Genomic DNA, 5,291 nt, shown 5'->3' with positions numbered 1-5,291 from the left:
CGCTTCCCTGACCTTGCCCTTCACCTTCTCGGGCACGGGCTTCCATCTCGCCACTCTGCAGCCGGGGAAGAGGCTAGGCAGGAGTTTGGCGATCCCTGACTGGTTGCTGGCGATGATGTAGGCCCGGCAGGGACGGCAGCGCCCCTCGGTATCCATACCGCGCACAGACGCCCGGCACAGGGCCTGCAGGATGCCGTGCATATGCTCACCTTCCTTCACCGCCCGCTTGACGTTCGGGTGGAGCTTATCTTCGTCGCACATGCCAGCCGACAGTCGGGCGCGACCCTCGTAGACCTTGTCGGGCAGGAAGAAGGTGCCCGCCAGGATCACGTTCCCGATGTGGCCGTAGTCGTTGGTCCCGTGGTGATTGCCCCAGTGCAGGAAGCTGACCTTGGAGAGGACCTCCTCGGGGAGGAAGGCGCTGAGCTGGGTCTTGAAGCACTCCGCGCCTTTGCGGTCCTTGTGGTGGATGACCAGCCAGTCCTCGTCAGGACGCTCCTGGATTGTCTGTGCGATCCCCCGCAGCCGCTTGTTCTCGCTGTCCTGTTCGAAGGAACTCCGACCCCCACCACAGGCCCAGACACCGATCCAAAGGTTGCTGTAGTCCTTGCCGACCGTTTCGTGCCGGACGAGGTTACCGCGCTGCGTCTCTATGAGCCGGTAGGTGTGGCGACACCGCCCTGAGGCATCGAGGATGACCATGGGGGCGAGGTCGGACGGGATGGTGTCTCGGTAATCGAGGATAATCTTGATCCCATCCTTCGCGGTATCCCGGTAGACTAGCGGGGCTTCCCCGGCGACATCCAACAGGTTCTGAGCTGCGGCCCGTATAGGCTCGGCATGGTCCACGCCCACGGCCATGCTGCGCAGGACAGCTATGGCTTCGCGCCCGCAAAGGGTTTCGAGGTCAAGCACCTGCAGGCGCTTGTTGGCTTTGGCTTTCATCAGGGTTGCCCTAAGGCCTTCAATAGCCGTCGCCAGCTCACTGCAGCGCTCTCTGGCTGGCTGGAGCAGGCTGGCGAGATCGTCCGAGGAAACTGAGAACTCCTCGCCCGGCATGAAGGCCTCGTCCCAGATACGGACAGACCGGGCAGACCCTCGATACTGGAAGGCCTGGACCTCGGCGAATCGGCGACCCCCACGACAACGCTGTGTGAGCATCTGCTGGGTCGTGATCAGGATCCTCGCCTCGTCATGTCTAAGATTGACCAGCTCGGCGAAACGGTCCTCTTTATCCTTGCGACAAGGACACCGACATGGTCATGCAGACCCAGACCCTGCAAGGCGCGGACCAGCTTCTCGACCTCTTCCAGGGTATAGAGGAAGACGATGCCGGAGACACTGCCATGAAAGGGAGACCTGAGGAGTTGGTCGAGGAAGTGCCTGACCATGGTGGTCTTGCCCATACCGGGATCTAGGCTGAAGAGGTGGTGCTGCGGGGAGAGCCGGTTCTCAGCCATGTCCTGCAGGGCTATAGAGAGGTCGAATAGGCCCTTCCTCATCGAGGAGGTTGGTCTGCAGCCATGGCGGTTCATCTCGTCCTCGAACCCAATCATGGTCTTTCCTGACAGGGAGGACGAAGTCGAAAGTCTGGGGGGTACGTTGTGCCTATAGCTCCTTATGGATGATGTACCCCCCGTGGGGCAAGGGCACAAAGCACGGATCTCCCCATGCGCGGAAGGCGCTGGTTTTGTCATGGTGTGGTCCTGTGAGTTGGGTCTGTTGCGAGGCGCAGAGCCGGTCATGCAACGATCAGGTCGAGCAAGGTTCCGGTCTGTAGAATGGTGGAACTCAATTCAGGAGCGCCGACATCCTCGTCCACCACGACCACGTCGTGAACCGGCCCGGCTATAGCTTGAGTATAGGCCCCCCAAGAGAGGGTGGACCTCGTCGACGAGGAGGAGGTCCTCCTTGCTCTTGCCCGGCTATATCCCGTCATGCCGCCCACTTCTCGATCTGCGTCCACCCCATCTGGTCCAGGACGAGCGCTATCCCGAGTTCGCCACAAACAAGCCGCCGGCCGGTATCGCGGACTTCGTGGACGGGATCAGGAGGGAGAAGCGTAAGGCTCGTTGTTCAATGGTGGGTCCTGACCTCGGCACCGATACCAGAGGACGCGTGCCAAATGTGCCACCTCGGGGCCGGTCTTCCCTTGCCGCTTACTGGTGGGTTACCCTGCCCGGAGGTTGTAGCGAAAAGGTTAGTGGTGACCCAAATGAACCAGTCCGGTCTTTCTGCTCTGATCTGGTCCGTGGCCGATCTCCTGCGGGGCGACTACCGGCAATCTGAATACGGGCGGGTGATCCTTCCATTCACCGTCCTGCGCCGCCTCGACTGCGTCCTTCAGCCGACGAAAGAGGCCGTCCTCCGCGAGAATGAGGAGAAGACGCGGGAGGGCCTCAACCCCGATCCTTTCATGCGCCGTGTGTCCGGGGCCGCGTTCTACAACGCCTCATCCCTCGACATGCGCCGCCTTGTGGGTGACCAGGACAACATCGGGCCGAACCTCTTGTCCTACATCGAGGGCTTCTCGCCGGAGGTGAAGGACATCTTCGACCGCTTCTCCTTTGCCGAGCAGGTGGATCGGCTGGCCAAGAACAAGCTCCTCTACATGGTGACCGAGAAGTTCGCGGGCTTCGACCTGCATCCTGGCCGCGTGTCGAACATGCAGATGGGCCTGATCTTCGAGGAGCTGATCCGCAAGTTCGCCGAGGCCTCGAACGACACCGCCGGGGAACACTTCACCCCGCGCGAGGTCATCCGGCTGATGGTCAACCTCCTCTTCGTCGAGGATGACGATGTGCTGTCCAAGCCCGGCGTTGTCCGCACGATCTACGATCCCACGGCAGGGACCGGCGGGATGCTCTCCGTCGCCGACGAGTACCTGTCCGAACACAACCCCGATGCCCGCCTGACCATGTACGGGCAGGAACTGAACGACCTCTCCTACGCGATCTGCAAGGCCGACATGCTGATCAAGGGACAGGACGTCCGGAACATCGTCGCTGGCAACACGCTGTCCGAGGACGGCCACCCCGACACCAAGTTCGACTACATGCTCTCGAACCCGCCCTTTGGCGTGGAGTGGAAGAAGGTCCAGAAAGAGGTTAAGCGCGAACACGAGGTCGAGGGCTTCAACGGTCGCTTCGGCCCAGGCCTTCCCCGTGTTTCAGATGGCTCACTCCTGTTCCTCATGCACCTGCTGTCCAAGATGCGTCCCGCGAAAGACGGCGGCTCGCGCTTCGCGATCGTGCTGAACGGCTCCCCCCTCTTTACCGGGGGCGCTGGGTCGGGCGAGAGCGAGATCCGCCGCTACGTGCTGGAGAACGACCTTGTCGAGGCGATCATCGGCTTGCCGACCGATCTCTTCTACAACACCGGGATCGCCACTTATGTCTGGGTCCTGTCGAACCGGAAGCCCGAGCATCGCAAGGGGCTTGTCCAGTTGATCGACGCCAGCTCGCTCTGGCAGAAGATGCGCAAGTCTCTCGGGTCCAAGCGTCGCGAGATCAGCGGTGAGGGGATCGCGCAGATCACCAAGATCTTCGGCGACTGCATCGAGGCAGAGTTCCACACCTACACGGAAGCGCGGGATACGCCCGAGGACGCGCAGGAGCGGGCCGCGCGAAGCTGGACCGAGATCGTGGAGGGGCGCGGCGGGATGCCCGGCAAGATGGATGTCATCACCAAGGTGCGGCCCTTCTCGCTGCTCTTGCCCAACAAGGCCTTTGGGTACCGGCAGATTACCGTGGAACGCCCACAGCGCGACGAGGCGGGCAAGATCGTGCTGGGAACGCGCGGGGCGCAGAAGGGCAAGCCACAGCCCGACACGGCGCTACGGGACACCGAGATCGTGCCACTGACCGAGGATGTGGAGGAGTACTTCCAGCGGGAGGTTCTACCCCATGCCCCCGATGCCTGGGTCGATCACGACAAGACGCGGGTCGGCTACGAGATCCCGTTCAACCGGCACTTCTACGTCTTCGAGCCGCCACGTGATCTGGAGGAGATCGATGCGGATCTGGAGGAGGTCACGCGGAACATCCAACGGATGCTGGCGGAGCTGGCGGCGTGAGTAATACCTATCCGGAGTACATTGAGACGGGCGTAGATTGGCTAGGCTCCATACCGGTCCACTGGGAAGCCAAGCGTCTTCGATGGGCGGCGACCCTTGTCACGGAAAAAGCGAGCGACACCGACTTCGCGGTCGGCCTCGAACACGTGGAGAGCTGGTCGGGTAGAGTGTTCGATATTGAGAGCGAGTACTCTGGCGAGGGCATCTCGTTCCAGTCCGGTGACGTCTTGTTCGGTAAGCTGCGGCCCTATCTCGCCAAGGTTGCTCTCGCTGACCGGCACGGCGGGGCGGTTGGCGATTTCCATGTCCTGCGTCCGACCTCACAAATCGAAGGGCGCTTCCTACAACTACAGATGCTCACTCCTTGGTTCATCTCCATCGTTTATGGCTCAACGTACGGCGCAAAGATGCCACGCGCGAGTTGGTAGTTCATGTCAGACCTTGTACTTGCCTTCCCACCCCTCCCCGAACAACGCGCCATTGCGGCGTTTCTCGACCGGGAAACGGGGAAGATCGATGCGCTGGTGGAGGAGCAGCGGCGGCTGATCGCGCTCCTGAAGGAGAAGCGCCAGGCCGTCATCTCCCACGCCGTCACAAAGACCCTCGACCCGACTGCCCCGATGAAGGACTCGGGCGTGAAGTGGCTGGGTGAGATCCCGGCGCATTGGAGCGTCCGCGGCATCAATTCCGTAAGTACCAAGATAACGAATGGATACGTCGGTCCTACCCGTGACATCCTTAGGGATGAGGGCGTTCGCTACCTCCAGTCGCTTCATATCAAGCGAAATCAGATAATCTTCGATCGCCCCTACTACGTTGACGGCGAGTGGAGTGACGGTCACTCTAAGTCGATCCTAAAGGCTGAAGATGTCCTGATCGTTCAGACAGGTGACATTGGACAAGTCGCGGTAGTGCCGCCGGAGTTCGAAGGGTGCAACTGTCACGCCTTGATTATCGTTTCCCCGATCCTATCGGAAGTGACTGGTCGCTGGATGTCTTGGGTTCTGACTTCAGAGTTCGGGCAGAACAGCTTGCGCTCGATCCAGACAGGAGCACTGCACCCACACTTGAACTGCGGTAACGTCAAGTTCTTGGCTTTGCCGATACCGCCGCTTGAGGAACAAGAAGTTACCATCCAGTTCCTGACTGGCGAGTTGGAGAAAATGGACGCCCTGATTTCCGAAGAGCTATGCTGGGAAATGGGTGACGGAGTTTG

The 5,291-nt window shown here is 60.9% G+C and carries 4 protein-coding genes and 1 pseudogene; 3 read left to right on the top strand and 2 right to left on the bottom strand.

The annotated features are described in order from the left end of the window. Together AB6A65_RS16290 and AB6A65_RS16285 are read right to left on the bottom strand one after the other, a co-directional pair. Positions 1–1,059: pseudogene (locus tag AB6A65_RS16290) on the bottom strand (hypothetical protein); the annotation flags it as partial. 116 nt (positions 1,060–1,175) lie between these two features. Further along, positions 1,176–1,556 carry a hypothetical protein gene (locus AB6A65_RS16285; RefSeq protein ID WP_371039456.1) on the bottom strand — a complete coding sequence of 127 codons (381 nt, stop codon included), beginning with the start codon at positions 1,554–1,556 and terminating at the stop codon, positions 1,176–1,178. Positions 1,557–2,215: 659 nt separating this feature from the next. Here AB6A65_RS16285 and AB6A65_RS16280 point away from each other — a divergent pair. From AB6A65_RS16280 to AB6A65_RS16270, 3 genes are all read left to right on the top strand, one after another. Continuing rightward, positions 2,216–4,075, top strand: coding sequence for an N-6 DNA methylase (locus AB6A65_RS16280; protein ID WP_371039455.1), 1,860 nt, complete (start codon positions 2,216–2,218; stop codon positions 4,073–4,075). Then, positions 4,072–4,503, top strand: a complete 432-nt coding sequence (locus AB6A65_RS16275; protein ID WP_371039454.1) for a hypothetical protein — start codon at positions 4,072–4,074, stop codon at positions 4,501–4,503. The genes AB6A65_RS16280 and AB6A65_RS16275 overlap by 4 nt, the downstream gene beginning before the upstream one ends. A 3-nt stretch (positions 4,504–4,506) precedes the next feature. Next, on the top strand, positions 4,507–5,291 hold a 785-nt coding region (locus AB6A65_RS16270), incomplete at its 3' end, for a restriction endonuclease subunit S (protein WP_371039453.1).

The sequence above is a fragment of the Rhodosalinus sp. FB01 genome (assembly GCF_041365715.1).
Lineage (GTDB): Bacteria > Pseudomonadota > Alphaproteobacteria > Rhodobacterales > Rhodobacteraceae > Rhodosalinus.
The sequence above is the reverse complement of the archived record's forward strand: the minus strand, read 5'-3'. Positions and strand labels throughout refer to the sequence as shown.